Origin of the sequence: Duganella sp. Dugasp56, assembly GCF_047304105.1 — a bacterium.
Taxonomy (GTDB): domain Bacteria; phylum Pseudomonadota; class Gammaproteobacteria; order Burkholderiales; family Burkholderiaceae_D; genus Rugamonas; species Rugamonas hordei.
The window spans coordinates 45,258-61,002 of record NZ_JBGLYQ010000011.1; the positions used below are offsets into that span (position 1 = coordinate 45,258).

Consider the following 15,745-nt stretch of genomic DNA (forward strand, 5'->3'; position numbering starts at 1 on the left):
TCTACACTGCATCGCTGGAGAGGTTAAAGGAGTGCGGCGATGCGGCTGCTGTTGGTTGAAGACGATCCTATGATCGGCGAAAGCATGGAGGAAGCGCTGCGCGGCGAGAACTACGCGGTCGACTGGGTGCGCGACGGCGACAGCGCGGCGCTGGCCCTGCGGCAGGATGTCTACGACCTGATGCTGCTCGATCTCGGCCTGCCGAAGAAGCCCGGCATGCAGCTGCTGCGCCAGTATCGCGGGCAGGGCGGCGAGCGGCCGGTGCTGATCGTCACGGCGCGCGACGCCGCGGCGGAGCGGGTCGAGGGACTGGACAGCGGCGCCGACGACTATCTGGTTAAGCCCTTCGACGTCGACGAACTGATGGCGCGCATCCGCGCGCTGCTGCGCCGGCGTGGGCCGCAAACGCAGGCGCTGGTCAGCTACGGCGCGCTGTCGGTCGACATGGCGGCGCATTCGGCCACCCTGAACGATCTGCCGCTGCATCTGTCGGCGCGCGAATTCGCCGTGCTGCGGGCCTTGCTGGAGGTGCCGGGCAGCGTGGTGTCCAAGGCCCGACTGGAAGACCATATCTACGGCTGGGGTGAGGAAATCGAAAGCAATGCCATCGACGTCTACATCCATCATTTGCGCAAGAAGCTCGGCGCGGAATTCATCAAGAACGTGCGCGGCGTCGGCTACAAGCTGGCCATCGCCGCATGAAATCTATCCGCGCGCATTTGCTGATCGGCCTGTTGTTCGGGACCCTGGTCTGCACGCTGGCTGCCGCCATTCTGCTGTACTCGCTGGCGGATCACGAAGCGGATGAGCAATCGGACCAGCGGCTGCGCCAGCTGGCGTGGGCGCTGCCCCTGCATCTCGGCGCCAGCCTGCGGGTGCCGCCGGAGCCGGACGCCGACGACCGGTTCTTGGTGCAGCTGTGGGATGCGCAGGGGACACTGGTCTACACGTCCGAGGCCGGATCGGCGCTGCCGCGCACGGCGAAGCGTGGCTACAGCAGCGTGACCTATGCCGGCGCGCGCTGGCGCATCTACATGGAGCAGCGCGAGAATCACCAGGTCCAGGTGTCGCAGCCCATCGCCGTGCGCCAGCGCGTGGCCGCGCACATGGCGCTGCGGATCGCACCGCCCTTGCTGTTGCTGCTGCCGGTGATGGCGCTGCTGATCTGGATCGTGGTCGGACGCTCGATGCTGCCGCTGCAGCGACTGACGCAGGCGGTGCGCGGGCGCTCGCCCAGCGCGCTGCAGCCGCTGGAGGACGGCGGGTTGCCGCCGGAACTCAGGCCCATCGTCCTCGCGCTCAACAGCCTGCTGCAAAAGGTGGATCACGCCATGTCGGCGCAACGCACCTTCGTGGCGGACGCCGCCCACGAGCTGCGTTCGCCGCTGACCGCCTTGAAGTTGCAACTGCAGCTGGCCGAGCGGGCCGGCAGCGACGAGCTGCGCGAGACTTCCTTCCGCAAGCTGCATGAACGCCTGGACCGCTCCACCCATTTGGTACAACAGTTGTTGACGCTGGCCCGTCAGGAACAGCCGCGCGACCCGCCGCGCACCGATTGCGACTTGCTTGGACTGGCGCAGCAGGTGGTGGCCGACCACGCGATTTATGCCGAGAGCCGGCGCATCGATCTCGGCGTCGCAGCCGACGCGCTGGCGGTGCGCGCCACTGTGCAGCTGGAAGGCATGGCTGTCCTGTTGAGCAACTTGGTCGACAACGCGCTGCGCTATACGCAACCGGGAGGCCAGGTGGATGTTGCCACCGGCCTGGAGCAGGGCAGGCCCTGGCTGCGGGTAGTCGACAACGGCCCCGGCGTGCCGGCCGAGGAGCGCGAGCGCCTGTTCGACCGCTTCTACCGGCCGGACGGCAATGCCGTCTGGGGCTGCGGCTTGGGCATGTCGATCGTCAAGAGCGTTGCCGACGCCCATGGCGCGCTGGTGCGGCTGGACGCCAATCCGGCTGGCACGGGCCTGATGGTGACCGTGGTGTTATCTAACTTAGAGGGCAAGTAGTGCAAGACTTTCTGGCGCCACTGGCGGCATGGCCCGGTAATCTCGACGGGCACCTGTCGGTGGCGCTGCATGGCGGCTGAGTCTACCTGCTGCTGTTCATGGTGATCTTCATCAGAGTGGAGATCCTGCTCTTTCTTCCGGGCGACTCGCTGCTGTTCATCGTCGGCGCGCCGGTAGGTTGATTTTCGCTAATTTTTGTCCCGTCCTCAGCCTTAGTGTTGAGTTGCACTGAAAATTGACCCATCTTCCCCACGAATTTGCAACGGAATCTGATAATCATCTAGCCGTCCTCCCTTCGGCAAAGCCGGAGCATAAAGTCACGGTACGAATCCGAACTTTTTCGAGGAGGACGTCATGTTATTTTGTGGCCTTGATCTTCATTCCAACAACTGCTTCGTCGTTGTCTCCGACGATGCTGACAAGGTCGTGTATTCAAAACGGCTTCCCAACGACCTTGCAGCCATACGTGACGCGTTAAGTCCATATCAGCACGAGCTCTTCGGTGTGGTCGTGGAGTCCACTTACAATTGGTACTGGCTAGTTGATGGGTTGATGGCCGCTGGCTATTCGCTCCACCTGGCCAACACCACCGCAATCAAGCAGTACGACGGTCTCAAGCATCGTGGCGATGAATCCGACGCTCGCCATCTGGCACACATCCTTCGCCTGGGTTTGCTGCCAGAAGGGCACATCATGCCGCAACCGATTCGTGCTGTTCGAGATCTGGCCCGCAAGCGCATGCAGTTGGTCCAGCAACGCACGACCCAGCTCGTGGCTATACAGACTTGCTTAATGCAGCAAACTGGCGAGACTGTCGCTGCCAACGATATTAAGCGACTGACCTGTTCCCTTGTCGATGCCCTGGCGCTAGAGCCAGGCACTGCAGTTGGTATCAAGGCGAATCTTTTCGTACTCCAAGCCATAAACGTGGGTTGGATCTAAAGCCAGGAAACTGATTGGATACCGCGCCGTCTGCCACCTCTTTTTCGAGCACGAAATGAATCGCCTGGATTGCGAGCCATAAAGGTCTGGAACCGCCAAGCGGTAGCCATGAAACTGATCGACTCAATTGGACGCAAGACGGTACCGAGATGCTTCTGGGACAGCACACGCTGTCAGGGCAGTGGACGATTTAGCACCGCCGTTTGATCCATATGGGTGACTGGTGCGATTCAGGCAACCAACTAACGAAGCGCAGGATGCGATGTCAGATTCGTCCACAAAGCGATGGCCAAGTTGTTGAGAGATCGCCCGGCAGGCGAGGACTATGTCTGCGCCCTTGACTATGGACGGCTAATGGGTGACTATGGACGGCTAATGGGTGACCCACGTTAGTAGCACAATTCCACCTGTCTCATCGGCAGGAGTTCGGAGTGATCAACGTGGTTTTACTCGGCATCATTCGACGCTGGCACTTTCGTGACCAGATCCCAATTCGAGAAATCGCCAGGCGACTGGATATCTCTCGCAATACCGTCCGACGCTATCTGCGATCGGAAACCACTGAGCCCTCCTATGCGGAGCGGCGATCGAGGAGCGGATTAGACAAATACTCGGTGCAGTTATCGGGTAAGCGTCTGCTCAGTCACGTCTTGAGTGAGACGGTAATTTGATCGATGATGGCATCACCCCGCCGGGAAGCGGCGTCATCTCAAAGGGTTGCTGGCAGGTTGCAGTTCCAAGGCAAGAAATCATCAACCCGGTTCACGGGATGTTCGGCGATATGCGTCAGCACGTGACGCAATCAGGCTTCGGGGTCGACACCGTTCAGCTTGGCCGTGCCGATCAACGAATAGATCGCGGCGGCGCGTTTGCCACCACTGTCGGCGCCGGCGAAGAGGTAGTTGCGGCAGCCGATGGCGACACCACGCAAGGCGCGCTCGGCAGCCGAGTTATCGATCTCGATGGCGCCGTCGTCGCAGTAGCGCAGCAGTGCCGGCCAGAGTTTGAGCGCGTACAGGATCGCCGCCGCCGTGTCGGACTTGCGAGACAACGTATCGAGCGCGGTACACAACCAGCGCTCCAGGTCATCGAGCAGCGGGCGCGAGCGGGCTCGTCGAACTTCTCTTCGTTCGTCTGGAGGCTTGCGTCTGGAGGCTTGCCCCAACACCTGCGCCAATATGGCCGCATTGGGCTGCCCGTCGATCCGAATGCGAGCCGTTGCTAAGAACTGACGCACCTTGGTTCGGAGCTCGGCGCGCCGTTCGTAAGGATGGTCATGTAGGCAAGAACGCGGAACGGTAGTGCAGAATCACTGTCTTACCGTGTTGGCTGCACTGCCGAATGCTGACAAGCCATCAATGGAAGGCACGGCGTTGTGTACGGAATGCGATAGGGAAGCCCAATCAAATGGAGGCACTATGCAACAATCATTAAACCGCAATATTTCGTGTGCTGTTTTGTTTTCGATCGGGCTCATGCTTTCACCTTCCGGTGGCGCGATTGGCTCAGTGCCACCAAGGGCTGAGCCGCAAGGTCAAGCGAACCGGTCAGTCCAACCGGAAATCGACAAACGTACAGCCGAAATGTCGTTGGAGAAACAGGGACAACTGATCGCCGAGGCTCAATCGGCTGTGGCGGAAACGGAGCGGGCCTTGAGGGCATTGAATGAAAAGAAAAACAGCGAAGCGCTCGATGCGCTCGCGGTTGCGACCGGTAAGCTAGAGTTGATCTTGGCAAGAAATCCGAAGCTCGCTCTGGCGCCCGTGCGCACAGATGTGATCACCCATGACTTGTTTGCTAAGATTGACACGGTAAAGGCCGCCGTGAACGAAGCACGCGATTTGCTCGTCGACGGTGAAATTCAAAAGGCGCGCCAATTGATCGAGGGCCTCGGTAGCGAAATTGAATATCGGACGCTGAACATTCCGCTCGCGACCTATCCTGCCGCAATTAAAAGCATTACGCCGTTGATTGATGCGGGAAAAATCGACGAGGCGAAAGCGGCACTGCAAACCATGCTCAACACTTTAGTGATTACGACCGAAGTGGTACCGCTTCCCAAACTCCGCGCGGAGGAGCAGATCAAGGCAGCCCAGGCACTCGCCGACAAAAAAGGGCGCACCAAGGAAGAGGACGATAAACTTGCGCAGAGCATCCAAGGGGCCCGCGAGCAGATACGCATGGGGGAGACGCTCGGCTATGGTTCAAAGCAGGATTACAAACCGATGCATCAACAGATTGACGAGATCGAGAAGAGATCAGCGGGGGGCAAATCCGAGCTTGGCTGGGTCGACAAGATCAAACGACAGCTCGCTCAATGGACTGGCAGGTGACGATTTTTCCGCTGTATCGGATCGAGCAAATCGCGGCGCGCCAAGGCTTGTCGTTGGCGCGCTTCACGCTGCCCTAGTGGATCGGGTGCATCGGTGCGGCTTGCATCCGCTGGTCGACCGCTTGGCCGAACTGCGCAGGGAACGAAGTTGCCTGCATGTGCCCCTGCAGCCAGATCTGCTTCTTCCTTCCGTTCGCTATTGCTACATAACCTTCAGCGTCGATGGAAAGTGGGACCATCACGAAATGCCTTGATCGACGTTCGACGGCCACAGCAGCAATACCCGGTTCGGGTGTTGTGCACTGACGACGATACGCCTTTGCATAGTCTTGCCGGCCAGGCTGGCCTCGACCGTGTAGCTGCCTGGCTTCAGCTTGGCCAGCAGGAAGGGACCGTCGGAGGTCGTGTTGAGCACTTCACGCCCTTTGGCGTCGCGTACGCTAACAGCGACATCGGCGGCAAATTCCGAACGGTGTTTGTTTGCAACTGCAAACTCGAGCGTCAACGGCCAGCGCCGGCCTTCGGCTTGTAGCGCCGCAGCCTCGTCCTGGCCTATGCCCCCGCTCAGGTAGGCGACCTGACCCGTGTTTTGAACCGCCGGCAAGCTCACGCTGGCGGAGGCGCTGCCGGCCGCGGCCAAGCCGAGCGCGCCTGCGATGGCGGCGCGATGCATGACTGACTTCATGGCAAACTCCTTTCATTGAGAAAGTGAAGGGAGCGCCCGACAATTGCTACAGGCAATGCTGTGTTGACGTCTCCCTTCACGCCTGATTTAGACAAGTCGGTAGGGCACTCGGTTCCGGCTTCGGGCAAGCGACCTTGGACCGGCAGGCTCACTTCGTCGAGCGCCTTGAACTGGGCGGCTATCTCGCACGTGCCAGCGATCCTCCGCCCGGCAACAAGGTCATCTGGCGCGGCATGCGACGGCGTGTCGACATCCAAATCGGATATTGCCTGGAATGTGAAAATAGTGGGTAATCACAAGGAGCCTTGTAACGTTTACAAGGCCGACGTCGGCTTCCAGGTGCGTTCTGGCCGTCGCCAGTCTATGCCTTCGAGCAGCATTGAGAGCTGCGCCTGCGTCAGCGCCACCGAGCCGTTGGTCGCTTGCGGCCAGATGAAGCGCCCGCGCTCAGGCCGCTTGGCCAACAGACACAGGCCATCGCCGGTCCACCACAGTAACTTGATGAGGTCGCCGCGCTGCCCTCGGAACACAAACACGTGGCCGCTGAACGGATCTTCCTCCAACGCCGTCTGCACTTTTACAGCCAGGCCATTGAAGCCGGAGCGCATGTCGGTGATGCCAGCGGCGAGCCAGACACGGGTACCGGTGGGTAGGCCGATCATCGCAGCACCCGGTCCAACACCTGCGCCAATATGGCCACATTGGGCTGCCCGTCGATCCGAACGCGAACCTCGCCCAACTCAAGCACGATAATGCCGCCGGCATCGGAGTTGGAATTGCTCGGTACAGGCGCAGTTGGCGCCAGCATCACCGGCAACAGGCCATCGTCTCGCATCAGTGCAGGTACGCCAAGGCGTCCTTGTCGATACAGCCGGCGCCAGCTGAAGACCTGGTTGGCATTGACGCCGTGCTCACGCGCTATGCGCGCGACCGAGGCGCCAGGCTCCAGAGACAACGCCACCAGGGCGCGCTTGAACTCCAACGAATGCTGGCGATATTGGCCACGTTCATTCGTGGAATTGATCGGTTGAAAATTTGTGTCCATAATCGAAAGTTGTGGGCACAAATGCTGTGCCAAAATTCGATCATGGATGACGCTGCTCAGGCAGTCCAGACGGCGCTGGAAAGACGCTTACGTTATCGGGGTGGCTCAAGGCCGAGACGACTAAGCCGCGTAAGCAGCGACGCAATTTGAAGCAGATCCATGAGGACCTGAAAGAACTGGGCTATGAAGGGTCATACGACCGCGTGGCAGCGTATGCCAGGCAGTGGAAGGTGGGTCAAACGGACTGGGTCACCCATTAGCCGGCCACTGTCAACAGTTCGAATTTCTCCCTCGCGCTACTCTGCGATTTCTTTCGTTACTGGGCCATCGTATCGGCTCCGCAAGGCTTGAAGATCGTGCCCTATGCCTCATAGCTGGTTGCGTGAATCGCACCAGTCACCCATCTGGCTCAAGCAAAATCGATAGCCTGCTATTTCGCCCTAACGGCATGGCCATCCCAGAAGCATCTCGGTACCGTCGTGCGTCCAAATGGAAACAATTCTATGGCTGCCGCTATCTAACGGCTCCAAACCCTGGTGGCTCGCAATCCGGACGACTCACTTCCTTGAGAACTCAACATGATGGCAGACGGCACGGTGTCCAATCAATCCGCTGGCTCAGACTCCAACCCATTCGCTGGCTCGCCGGCCGTTGCCAAACCTAGGAAAAGCAGCGTTCGACTGAGAACTGCTCTCCCGTCTTCAACATATGGAAACAGGCACGTGCTAGTTTGTGTGCCACCGCCTTGATCGCAATGACGCCGTTGCGTTTTGCCTTCTTGCGCTGATAGAACATGCGCGCAGGCTCGCAAAAACGGATCGCAAAATTTGCGGCCTCTACATATGCCCATGCCAAAAAGCGATTTCCGTTTTTGGTATTGCCTTCGCCTTTTTTCTTGCCATAGGAAATGTGAGTGCTGTCAACGCGGCGACAATACGATGCGTAGTTTCCGGCCCCAGAAAACCTAGCAATGTCTCCTGTCTCAAGCAGAATCACCGTCGCTAAGATCGGGCCAATTCCCGATACCGTATTAAGCAGGCGGTAGCCAGGCGCGGAGCGACAGTAATTCGATAGCGATTTCTCGATTGAATCTATCTGCGTTTGCAGGGCCCGCATGATCGCCAAGTTGGCCTTCATGCCACTGGCCTCGACCGCACCGACTGGCATGCTGTCGATGTCCGATTCGGTCAACAGCTTGATTTCTCTGCAGGCGAGGTAACTACCTGTTTGCTGTGCTAGGCAGGTCTCAATCGAGAGAATATTCGCAGTCCTCATGTCGACCAGTTGCATAAGTTTGCGGGCCAGGTCTCTGACGGCGCGTGCAGACTTGGGCATGATATGGCCCTCGGGCAGGAGCCCTAACCGAAGTAGATGCGCCAGATGTCGGGCATCGGATTGGTCACCGCGGTGTTTGAGTCCATCGTATTGTTTGATTGCCGTTGTGTTGGCCAAGTGAAGCACGTGACCAGCTTCAATCAGCCCATCGACCAACCAGTACCAGTTATAAGTGGACTCCGCCACTACGCCTGATAGCTCATAGCGGTATGGCTCCAGCGCTGCACGGATCGTGACTAGATCATTGGCCAGCCGCCTGGAGTACAGAACCTTGTCGGCGTCGTCAGAGACGACGACAAGGCAGTTGTTGGAATGAAGATCAATGCCACAAAATAACATGACGTCCTCCTCGAAAAAGTTCGGATTCGTACCGTGACTTTATTCCTCGGCCTCGGCCGAAGGGAGGAAGGCTAGATGATTATCAATTCTGCGAGCAAACGAACAGGGTGAGGTTGCGGTATGCAGTCGCCTCCCGCCTGGCAGGTCCGAGCATGATGCGATCCCGGACGCCATACGCGGTTTAACCTTACCTATGTGTAATGAAGTGTTCATCTTGGCGTTAGCTTACGGACTTTAGAATGCGGAAACTCAAGCTACCCATTACACGAGGCACTTTTGAAATCGTTCAATGCATCATTGGTGCTGCTCTTGGGCAGCATCTTGGCAGGCTGCGCCGTGTATTCACACGCGCCGGTCGACTGGCAACGCGGCGCCAAGCGCGGCTGGGTGGTGGAATTTTATGACGCCAACACGCCGCCCGAACGCATCCCCGCCTGCCTCGCTGCCATGTCACCCGCCGATCTGGCCCAGCACCACTATGTCCGCCTACGCTACCACCACGTGCGCGTCATGCATACCGAAGTGGCTGAGCTGCCGCCCGGCGTGAGCGTGCAGATGGGCGAAATGGTCGAACTGTGGCCAGCCGACTGCGCCCAAGGTGCCTTATCGCATATTACCCGCGTTCTGCCTGCTGCACCTTGAGGCTGCGCTCGCCCCTTATTTTCTGGACGTTAATATGAGCCCATTTTTGTTATGGCGCGTGCGCGCCTGCGCCGCCGCGTGGTTGATGATGGCCGGCTCGGGCAGTCATGCCGAAGTGCTGACGTTGGCGCAGGCGATCGCCCGTTCCATGGAGCACAACAGCGATGCCCGATTGGCCGCGATGGCGGTAGACAGTGCGCGCGCCGCTGGCCTCAGCGCGGCCGCGGCGCCCAATCCCACGTTGACGCTGCAGAGCTTCAACATCAATCCTGGCGTGGGCATCGGCAGCGGCAAGCTGCGCGAAAAGACCATCGACAGCGCCGTGCGGATCGACCAGTTAATCGAACGCGGCGGCAAGCGCGAACTGCGTGTCGCCACTGCCGGCCACCTGGAGCGCGCCGCCCGCGACGACCTGCGCGAGGGTCAACGCCAGTTGCGCCTGCAGGTAAGCCTGGCGTATTACGACTGGCAGGCCGCGATCGCGCGCCTGGCCGTGCTGCGCGACAGCGCCGCGCTGTGCGACGCCACCGTGGAGGCCGCCCGGCGCCGCCTCAAGGCCGGCGACCTGGCCGCCGCCGATGTCGCGCGCGCTGCGGTCGATGCCTTGCGCGCCCGGAACGACGTGCAACAGGCCGAGACCGACGTGGCGGGCGCGCGCATCGCGCTGATGGCGCTGCTGGGGGAGCCCGAGCGCAACGACGTCGAGGCTGCGCCCGCCGGTGTGCTGGCCGCGCCGTCCGAACTGGTGGCGGACGACGCCGCCCTGGCGCGCCGCCCCGATGTCCTGGCTGCGCAAGACCGGCTGGATGCCGCGTACGCGGCCCGCAAGCTGGCCCTGGCCCAGCGCAGCACCGACGTCACGGTCGGCCTTCAGGTCGAGCACTATCCGGCCAGTGCCGCCAATCCCCAAGGCAGCGGCAACAGTTACGGTATTGCCCTGCAGATTCCGCTGCAATGGCGCTACACCTACCAGGGCGAGATTCGCACGGCCGAGGTGGCGATCGACATCGCCAGCGAAAACCTCGACAAGGTGCGCCGCCTCGCCCGCGCCGAACTGCTGCTGGGCAGCGAACAGGTGCAGGGGGCCTGGCAACGGCTGCGACGCAGTGAGGATGAACTGCTGCCGTCCGCGCACCAGTCCGCCATTGCCGGCGAATACGCCTTCAACCACGGAGCGCTGAGCATCATGGATGTCCTCGACGTGCGCCGCAGCGAACGCGCGGCCCAGCTCGAGACGCTTGCCGCCCGCAACGATTACGCCAAATCCCTGGCGGCCTGGCGCGCCGCCCTGACTGAAAGTTCCTTGCCATGATCCTACATCTGACCCTGCGTAAGCTGGTCATTGCGCTGCTGCTGGGCGGTACGCTGGCCGTTTCGCTGCATTTTGTCTACGCCTCGCAAGACCGGCCACCACCTGCCGCACCGGCGCCCGCGTCGCCCGAATTGGTGCGCTTCGAGGCCGGTGCGCCGCAGCTGTCGGCGCTGACGATCGGCACCGCGACCGTCGCGCCGCTGCCCGTGTCCGAGCCGCTCAATGGCCGCCTGGCTTACGATGAAGACCTGACCGCACGTATCAGCTCGCCAATCGCCGGCCGCGTCACCGCGCTGCGCCGCGAACTGGGTGACCCGGTGCGCAGCGGCGCCGTGCTGGCCGTGATCGATGCGCCCGAGCTGGGCACGGCCCAAGCCGACTGGGCCAAGGCGCGCGCCGACGAGCAGCGCAAGCGGTTAGCGCTGGAGCGCGCCCGCGACCTGTTCCAGGCCGGCGTCTTGCCGCGCAAGGACGACGAAGCGGCCGACGCCGACTTCCAGCAGGCCCGCGCCGAAACCCAGCGCGCCACCGCGCGCCTGAACAACCTGCGCGCCAGCGGCGGCGCCGGCGATGGCAGCTTCAGCCTGCGCAGCCCGGTGGCCGGCGTGATCGCCGAGCGCCAGATCAATCCCGGCCTGGAGGTGCGGCCGGACTTGGCCGCGCCGCTGTTCGTGGTCACCGACTTGCACCGCTTGTGGCTGCTGATCGACCTGCCAGAACGCAATGCGGCGGCCGTGCATGCGGGGCAGGCGGTCAGCCTGACGGTCGATGCCTATCCCGAGCGCCGCTTTGCCGGCGTGGTGCGGCGCGTCGGCCTGACGCTGGATCCGGCTACGCGCCGCATCCAGGTGCGCTGCGCGATCGACAACCCGGACCTGGCGCTCAAGCCCGAGATGTTCGCCCGCGCCACCTTCGAGAGTGACAGCCACGGCGCCACCGCGGTGCCTTTGCCGAACACCAGCCTGTTCATGGAAGGCATGTACGAATCGGTGTATGTCGAAACCAAGCCCAATACCTTCGCCAGGCGCCGCGTGCACGTGGCCTTGCGCGGCCATCAGGACAGCTACATCGACAGCGGCCTGCGTGCCGGCGATCGGGTGGTGACCGAAGGCGCCTTCCTGCTCAACGCGGAAGCTGGCGACCATGCTCGCTAAGCTGATCGATTTCGCGCTCAAGCAGCGCGTGTTCGTGCTGATCCTGACGTTGGCCTTGCTCGGCTTCGGCTACCGCGCGTTCAGCAACCTGCCGATCGAAGCCTTCCCCGACGTTCAGGACGTGCAGGTGCAGATCGTGACCCAGTATCCGGGCCAGGCACCGGAGGAGGTCGAGCGTGCCGTTACGCTGCCGATCGAGCGCGAGATGAGCGGCGTGCCGCAGCAGACGCAGCTGCGCTCGGTGACCATCGGCGCGCTGTCGGTGGTCACGCTGACCTTTGCCGACGGCACCGACGACCACTTCGCCCGTCAGCAGGTGCTGGAAAAGCTCGGCAACGTCACGCTGCCGCCGGGGGTGCAGCCATCGCTGGCGCCGCTGACCACGGCGGTCGGTGAAATCTACCGCTACATCGTCGAGGCGCCGCCCGGCATGCCGATGAACGAAGTGCGCGCGCTGCAGGATTGGATCATCCGTCCCAGGCTGCGCATCGTCTCCGGCGTGGCCGACGTGGTCAGCTTCGGCGGCACCGTCAAGCAGTACCAGGTGCTGGTCGAGCCGGCAGCGCTGCAGCGCTACGGCGTGACAATCGACCAGGTCAGCGCGGCGTTGGCGGCCAACAGCGCCAACGTCGGCGGCGGTACCGTGCGTCGCGGCGACGAGGGCTTGAGCGTGCGCGGGATAGGCATAGTCACCAGCCTCGATGAGATCGGCCGCATCATGGTCAGCGCCCGCGGCGGCAAGACGGTGCTGGTCTCGGACCTGGGCACGGTGCAGACCGGCTCGCAACCGCGCTCGGGTGTGGTGGCCTACAACGGCAACGACAATGTGGTCGAGGGCATAGTCCAGATGAGCAAGGGGAGCAACGCCGCCAAGGTGGTCGGCGACCTCAAGCTGGAGGTCGCGCGGATCAATCAGTCGCTGCCGAAAGGCGTGCGGCTGACCATGATCTACGACCGCACCGAACTGATCGATCACACCGTGCGCACCGTTGGCGAAAATCTGCTGATTGGCGCCGCGCTGGTGATCGCCATCCTGATCGTCTTCCTCGGCAACTGGCGCGCGGCGCTGATCGTCGCCACAGTGATACCGCTGTCGCTGCTGTGCGCCTTCATCATGCTCGACATGCGCGGCATTCCGGCCAACCTGATCTCGCTCGGCGCGGTAGACTTCGGCATCATCATCGACAGCGCGGTGGTGCTGGTGGAAGCGCTGATGGTGCGCCTGGCCCTGCACGACCAGCAGGCCGCCAGCGGCCTGGCCCCGGCCGCCTGGCGCAAGCGTACGCTGAAGCAGACCGTGGTCGATCTGGGGCATCCTATCCTGTTCGCCAAGGCCATCATCATCGTCGCCTTCATTCCGATCTACACCTTCCAGCGGGTCGAAGGCAAGATTTTTTCGCCGGTGGCGTTTACGCTCAGCTTTGCGATGCTGGGCGCGATCGTGCTGACCATGACGCTGGTGCCGGCCCTGCTGGCCTGGACCATCCGCCGCCATCCGATGGAGGAGCGCCACAGCGCCTGGATGCAGCGCGCCACCGAGCGGTATCGCCAGCTACTGACGGCGCTCCAGCGCCACCAAGGCGTAACCATGGCCGCTTCCGCAGCGCTGCTGCTGGCCACGCTGGCGCTGGCGCCGTTGCTGGGCAGCGAGTTCCTGCCCAAGCTGGACGAGGGGAACATCTGGCTGACCATCAGCCTGCCCACCTCGGCCGCGCTGGAAAAGACCGAACAGGTCGAGCGCCAGGTGCGCGCCATTCTGCGCAGCTATCCGGAAGTGGGCAACGTGATCTCGCATGTGGGGCGTCCGGACGATGGTACCGATCCGAAAGGACCGAACAACATGGAAATCCTGGCCGACCTGAACCCGCGCGCGCATTGGCGCTTTGCCGACAAGGACAGCCTGATCGCCGACATTTCCGCCCACATCCGCCGCTTGCCGGGCGTGCCGACCAATTTCTCGCAGGTGATCGAGGACAACGTCGAGGAGGCGCTGTCCGGCGTCAAGGGGGAGATCGCCATCAAGATCGCCGGGCCCGACCTGGACGTGCTGACGCAGAAGAGCGAGCAGATCGCGGCCATCCTGGGCCGCATACCGGGCGCGGCCGACGTGGCGGCCGTGCGCATCGGCGGCCAAAGCGAGCTCGACGTCGTGATCGACCGCGAGCGCATCGCCCGGCTGGGCATCAACATCGCCGACGTCAACACCGCGCTGCAGGCGGCGCTGGCTGGTAATGCCGTCAACACCTTCTTTGAAGGCGACCGCCGGTTTGACATCGTCGTCGGCCTCAAACCGGAATATCGCGCCGCGGTGGACGACATCGCGGCATTGCCTGTGCCGCTGCCGGGCGGGGCCGGGACGGTGCCGCTGGGGGCGGTTGCGCATATCGGGGTGCGCCAGGGAGCCGCGCGCATCAGCCGCGAGGGCGGCTCGCGCAACGCCTCGGTCAAGGCCAACCTGCTGGGGCGCGACCAGGGAAGCTTCGTGGCCGAGGCGCAGCAACTGGTGGCGCAGCAGGTTCACCTGCCGCCCGGTTACAGCATCACATGGGGCGGGCAGTTTGAAAACCAGCAGCGGGCGGTCAAACGGCTGGCGGTGATCGTGCCGATCACAGTGCTGCTGATCTTCTCGCTGCTGTTCTGGGCCTTCCGCTCGGTGCGCCGCGCGATGCTGGTGCTGGCCATCGTACCGTTCGCGCTGATCGGCGGTATTGCCGGGTTGGCGTTGGCGGGATTGCATTTTTCGGTCTCGGCAGCGGTCGGGTTTATCGCCGTCGCTGGAATTTCCGTGCAAAACGGAGTTATCATGGTCGAGCAAATCGTCGAGATCGCGCGCAGCAATGGCTCACCGAGCCAGAGTGCGGTACTGGGCGCCCTGGCACGCCTTCGCCCGATCCTGATGACGGCGCTGATGGCGGGGTTAGGCCTGCTGCCCGCCGCTTTGTCGCACGGGATCGGTTCGGAAACCCAGCGTCCATTTGCCGTGGTGATCGTAGGTGGTATCGTATCAGCGACATTTTTCACGTTGCTGCTGCTGCCGCTGGCATTTCCGTATTTTAGCGATCGGGGCGACACCGATTGACAACCATTGCGCTGCCGGCACCGAGCGTTGTTTGAACAGGGTAGTATGAAGACTATAGAATTGGCAGGCGGTCCGCATGCCGCGCTTGCGCTGCACGGACTACTGGGCAACCCGCTGGAAATGCTGTATGTGGGCAAGCGCCTGCAGCGCGCAGGATACTCCGTGGTCATTCCGCTGATACCGGGCTACGGTTACGCGTCCGGCCAGGCGGACTCCTATGGCACGACGCGGAGCGAACGCTGGTATGAGGAAGTTGTGCGGCTGTTCGACCAACTCAGGCAAACCCACGCCAGCGTGTCGGTGGTGGGCCTGTGCATCGGCGCCGTGCTGGCGTTGCGTCTGGCCATCGAGCGCGGCGACCAGATCGCCGCGCTCGGCCTGCTGGCCACCACCTTGTCGTACGATGGCTGGAGCCTGCCCAGGTACCGTTTCCTGCTGCCGCTGGCCTACTACACGCCGGCGCGGTATTGGTATTCGTACCAGGAGCGCTATCCGTACGGTCTGAAAAATGAAAACCTGCGGCGCTGGATCGCCCGCGAAATGCAGGTGAGCGATTCGTCAGCGGCGGGCGCCTCGCGCCTGTCCGCGGAGGGCATTTTCCAGGCCCACCGTCTCATCAAACTGGTGCGCGGCCAGCTGTCCAAGGTGTGCGCGCCGGCGTTGATCATCCATGCGGAGGAGGACGACGTGGCCAGCACCAAGAGTGCCGACCTGGTCGAGCGCAGCATCAGCTCGCCGAGCCGGCGCAAGATCATTCTGCACGACAGCTACCACATCATCACATTGGATAACGAGAAGGAGCGCGTTGCCGATGAAACCGTCGCGTTCTTCAACCAGCACCTTCCGCCGAACATGTCCTGCTGAGCCGACC

At 62.3% G+C, this 15,745-nt stretch carries 14 protein-coding genes and 1 pseudogene; 10 read left to right on the forward strand and 5 right to left on the reverse strand.

What is annotated here, in order from left to right; genetic code table 11:
* The first annotated feature begins 39 nt into the window (after positions 1-39).
* From ACCD07_RS09675 to ACCD07_RS09690, 4 genes are all read left to right on the forward strand, one after another.
* Entirely contained in the window at positions 40-702 is a 663-nt protein-coding gene (locus ACCD07_RS09675; protein ID WP_413447207.1) for a response regulator, read from the forward strand.
* The gene (locus ACCD07_RS09680; protein ID WP_413447208.1) at positions 699-2,009 is read left to right on the forward strand and encodes an ATP-binding protein; all 1,311 of its coding nucleotides are present in this window, start codon (positions 699-701) and stop codon (positions 2,007-2,009) included. The genes ACCD07_RS09675 and ACCD07_RS09680 overlap by 4 nt, the downstream gene beginning before the upstream one ends.
* Before the next feature lie 354 nt (positions 2,010-2,363).
* A complete protein-coding gene (locus tag ACCD07_RS09685; protein ID WP_413447209.1) occupies positions 2,364-2,951 on the forward strand; it encodes an IS110 family transposase in 588 nt (195 codons plus the stop codon).
* Positions 2,952-3,391: 440 nt separating this feature from the next.
* The gene (locus ACCD07_RS09690) at positions 3,392-3,622 is read left to right on the forward strand and encodes a helix-turn-helix domain-containing protein (protein WP_413447276.1); all 231 of its coding nucleotides are present in this window, start codon (positions 3,392-3,394) and stop codon (positions 3,620-3,622) included.
* A gap of 38 nt (positions 3,623-3,660) precedes the next feature.
* On the opposite strand, the pseudogene ACCD07_RS09695 reads toward ACCD07_RS09690, so the two are convergent.
* Positions 3,661-4,101 (reverse strand): annotated as a pseudogene (locus tag ACCD07_RS09695) (IS66 family transposase); the annotation flags it as partial.
* Between the two features lie 268 nt (positions 4,102-4,369).
* Here ACCD07_RS09695 and ACCD07_RS09700 point away from each other — a divergent pair.
* Positions 4,370-5,284 (forward strand): YfdX family protein, encoded by a 915-nt coding sequence (locus tag ACCD07_RS09700; protein ID WP_413447210.1) that lies wholly within the window; start codon positions 4,370-4,372, stop codon positions 5,282-5,284.
* A 237-nt stretch (positions 5,285-5,521) separates the two neighbouring features.
* Here the strand turns inward: ACCD07_RS09700 and ACCD07_RS09705 are convergent, their stop codons facing one another.
* The 4 genes from ACCD07_RS09705 to ACCD07_RS09720 all read right to left on the reverse strand — a co-directional run bounded on the left by ACCD07_RS09705 (position 5,522) and on the right by ACCD07_RS09720 (position 8,687).
* Positions 5,522-5,968 (reverse strand): carboxypeptidase-like regulatory domain-containing protein, encoded by a 447-nt coding sequence (locus ACCD07_RS09705; RefSeq protein WP_413447211.1) that lies wholly within the window; start codon positions 5,966-5,968, stop codon positions 5,522-5,524.
* 314 nt (positions 5,969-6,282) lie between these two features.
* Entirely contained in the window at positions 6,283-6,630 is a 348-nt protein-coding gene (gene tnpB, locus ACCD07_RS09710; RefSeq protein ID WP_413447212.1) for an IS66 family insertion sequence element accessory protein TnpB, read from the reverse strand.
* Positions 6,627-7,046, reverse strand: a complete 420-nt coding sequence (gene tnpA / locus ACCD07_RS09715) for an IS66-like element accessory protein TnpA (protein WP_413447213.1) — start codon at positions 7,044-7,046, stop codon at positions 6,627-6,629. Before tnpA ends, tnpB begins: the two co-directional genes overlap by 4 nt.
* 627 nt (positions 7,047-7,673) lie before the next feature.
* Positions 7,674-8,687: an IS110 family transposase gene (locus tag ACCD07_RS09720; protein ID WP_413447214.1), complete on the reverse strand. Its 1,014-nt coding sequence runs from the start codon at positions 8,685-8,687 to the stop codon at positions 7,674-7,676.
* A gap of 276 nt (positions 8,688-8,963) precedes the next feature.
* Here ACCD07_RS09720 and ACCD07_RS09725 point away from each other — a divergent pair, with 276 nt between their 5' ends.
* The 5 genes from ACCD07_RS09725 to ACCD07_RS09745 are packed head-to-tail and all read left to right on the forward strand — an operon-like array spanning position 8,964 to position 15,738.
* Positions 8,964-9,329, forward strand: coding sequence for a hypothetical protein (locus tag ACCD07_RS09725; RefSeq protein ID WP_413447215.1), 366 nt, complete (start codon positions 8,964-8,966; stop codon positions 9,327-9,329).
* Positions 9,330-9,363: 34 nt separating this feature from the next.
* Positions 9,364-10,641, forward strand: coding sequence for a TolC family protein (locus tag ACCD07_RS09730; protein WP_413447216.1), 1,278 nt, complete (start codon positions 9,364-9,366; stop codon positions 10,639-10,641).
* Complete coding sequence (locus ACCD07_RS09735) at positions 10,638-11,795, forward strand: efflux RND transporter periplasmic adaptor subunit (RefSeq protein WP_413447217.1); 1,158 nt, start codon at positions 10,638-10,640, stop codon at positions 11,793-11,795. Before ACCD07_RS09730 ends, ACCD07_RS09735 begins: the two co-directional genes overlap by 4 nt.
* Positions 11,785-14,874, forward strand: coding sequence for an efflux RND transporter permease subunit (locus tag ACCD07_RS09740; RefSeq protein WP_413447218.1), 3,090 nt, complete (start codon positions 11,785-11,787; stop codon positions 14,872-14,874). Before ACCD07_RS09735 ends, ACCD07_RS09740 begins: the two co-directional genes overlap by 11 nt.
* Positions 14,875-14,919: 45 nt before the next feature.
* The gene (locus ACCD07_RS09745; RefSeq protein WP_413447219.1) at positions 14,920-15,738 is read left to right on the forward strand and encodes an alpha/beta hydrolase; all 819 of its coding nucleotides are present in this window, start codon (positions 14,920-14,922) and stop codon (positions 15,736-15,738) included.
* Positions 15,739-15,745 lie beyond the last annotated feature (7 nt).

Bases quoted from the DNA above. Each gene is read 5' to 3' on its own strand.
- ACCD07_RS09675 (WP_413447207.1), top strand. From the start codon at position 40: ATGCGGCTGCTGTTGGTTGAAGACGATCCTATGATCGGCGAAAGCATG.
- ACCD07_RS09680 (WP_413447208.1), top strand. From the start codon at position 699: ATGAAATCTATCCGCGCGCATTTGCTGATCGGCCTGTTGTTCGGGACC.
- ACCD07_RS09685 (WP_413447209.1), top strand. From the start codon at position 2,364: ATGTTATTTTGTGGCCTTGATCTTCATTCCAACAACTGCTTCGTCGTT.
- ACCD07_RS09700 (WP_413447210.1), top strand. From the start codon at position 4,370: ATGCAACAATCATTAAACCGCAATATTTCGTGTGCTGTTTTGTTTTCG.
- ACCD07_RS09705 (WP_413447211.1), bottom strand. From the start codon at position 5,968: ATGAAGTCAGTCATGCATCGCGCCGCCATCGCAGGCGCGCTCGGCTTG.
- tnpB (WP_413447212.1), bottom strand. From the start codon at position 6,630: ATGATCGGCCTACCCACCGGTACCCGTGTCTGGCTCGCCGCTGGCATC.
- ACCD07_RS09720 (WP_413447214.1), bottom strand. From the start codon at position 8,687: ATGTTATTTTGTGGCATTGATCTTCATTCCAACAACTGCCTTGTCGTC.
- ACCD07_RS09730 (WP_413447216.1), top strand. From the start codon at position 9,364: ATGAGCCCATTTTTGTTATGGCGCGTGCGCGCCTGCGCCGCCGCGTGG.
- ACCD07_RS09735 (WP_413447217.1), top strand. From the start codon at position 10,638: ATGATCCTACATCTGACCCTGCGTAAGCTGGTCATTGCGCTGCTGCTG.
- ACCD07_RS09740 (WP_413447218.1), top strand. From the start codon at position 11,785: ATGCTCGCTAAGCTGATCGATTTCGCGCTCAAGCAGCGCGTGTTCGTG.
- ACCD07_RS09745 (WP_413447219.1), top strand. From the start codon at position 14,920: ATGAAGACTATAGAATTGGCAGGCGGTCCGCATGCCGCGCTTGCGCTG.